The 1373-nt window shown below is 66.0% G+C and carries 2 protein-coding genes; both read right to left on the bottom strand.

Features of this window, described 5'->3' with window-relative positions; translation table 11 throughout:
• The coding region (locus tag E1218_RS35775) for a branched-chain amino acid ABC transporter permease (protein WP_132327455.1) at window positions 1-725 on the bottom strand (725 nt) is incomplete at its 3' end.
• A gap of 69 nt (window positions 726-794) precedes the next feature.
• Window positions 795-1373, bottom strand: a 579-nt coding sequence (locus tag E1218_RS35770) for an ABC transporter substrate-binding protein (protein WP_165949576.1), incomplete at its 5' end; no start/stop codon positions are given.

Genomic DNA, 1373 nt, shown 5'->3' with positions numbered 1-1373 from the left:
CGCGCGATCTCCTGATCCTCGGCAACCGCTCGCATGGCTTTGCCGGCCCTGGTCTTCTCCACGTAGAGGTAGAGGCCGGCCATGATCAGCAAGGCCGCGACGATCACCAGCAGGTGCACCCGCAGGATCCGGAAGCCGAGGAACGAGAACGTCCCGGTGAGAACGTCCACCTCGGGATAGGACTTGACCGACGTACCGAACAGGGTGGCCATCGTGTACTGCAGGAAGAACGACGCCCCGATCGCGGTGATGAACGGGATCAGCCGGGGCATACCTCGCAGGGGACGATAGGCCACCCGCTCGAGCAGCAGGGCGACCAGCGCCGACACCGTCATACAACAGATCAGCGTGATCAGCAGGGCCACGAACGGTGCGGCATCCCACAGGGCCGTCCGGGCGAGTCCGTCGGTGACGAAGTAACCGGTCATCGCGCCGATCATGAACACCTCGCCGTGGGCGAAGTTGATGAAGCGCAGTACGCCGTACACCATCGTGTAGCCGAGCGCGATCAACGCGTAAACCGACCCCTGGGCGATCCCGAACACGACGAGGTCGCGCCACTGCTGCCCGCTCAGCCGAGCGCTGGCGATACTGCGCGACGCCCCGACCAGGAGCAGCGCGATCGCCGCGATCCGGACCAGCCAGAGGAAGCCGTCGACGATCGGGAGCCGTCGCACCCGCCTGCCGGCCGCCGGTCCGCGCGGCAGGACCTTGGTCCTCGCCAATGGGCCTCCTCAAGCGTCAGCCCGAGCAGGGCCGGGCCCCCCGCCTGCCTGGGATGCCCGGCCGCGCGCTCAGCCTCCCGGTGGCTCGAACGTGAACAGCACGTTGCCCCGGACCTGGTCGATCGTCTTCTGGGCCGGCGTGTTCGAGACGATGTCGATCTTCGCCGCGGCACAGTCACCGAACTCGTCGCAGGACAACATCCCGGTCAGCCCCTGGTAGTCCTTGGTCGCGTACATCGCCTCGATGAGCTTCTGCCGGTCGATGTGCAGCTTGCCGTCCTCGCGCACCGCCACCTTCTCGATCGCCGCGAAGATCATGTTCGCGGCATCGTAGGAGTGCGCATGGAAGGCCTGGATCGGCTTCTCACCGAACTTCTTCTCGTACTTGCCGACGAACTCCTGGTACGCCGTTCCCTGCGGCGTGGCCGGACCGGAGAAGTACATGCCCTCGGTCTGAGCGATGACAACGAACGTGTCCGACAGCAGACCATCGGCCCCGAACAGCTTCTTCGTGTCCGCCAACTGCGGGAACCCCTTGGCCTGCCTGACGATGAAGTCCGCTTCCGGCTGGAAGATCGGGAAGAAGACCACATCCGGCTGCGACGCGGCCACCTCGGTCAGCACCGGCCGCATGTCGGTGTCGCCCTT

This window comes from Kribbella turkmenica (assembly GCF_004348725.1).
Classification (GTDB): domain Bacteria; phylum Actinomycetota; class Actinomycetes; order Propionibacteriales; family Kribbellaceae; genus Kribbella; species Kribbella turkmenica.
This window is presented reverse-complemented; position numbering and strand designations above follow the sequence as displayed.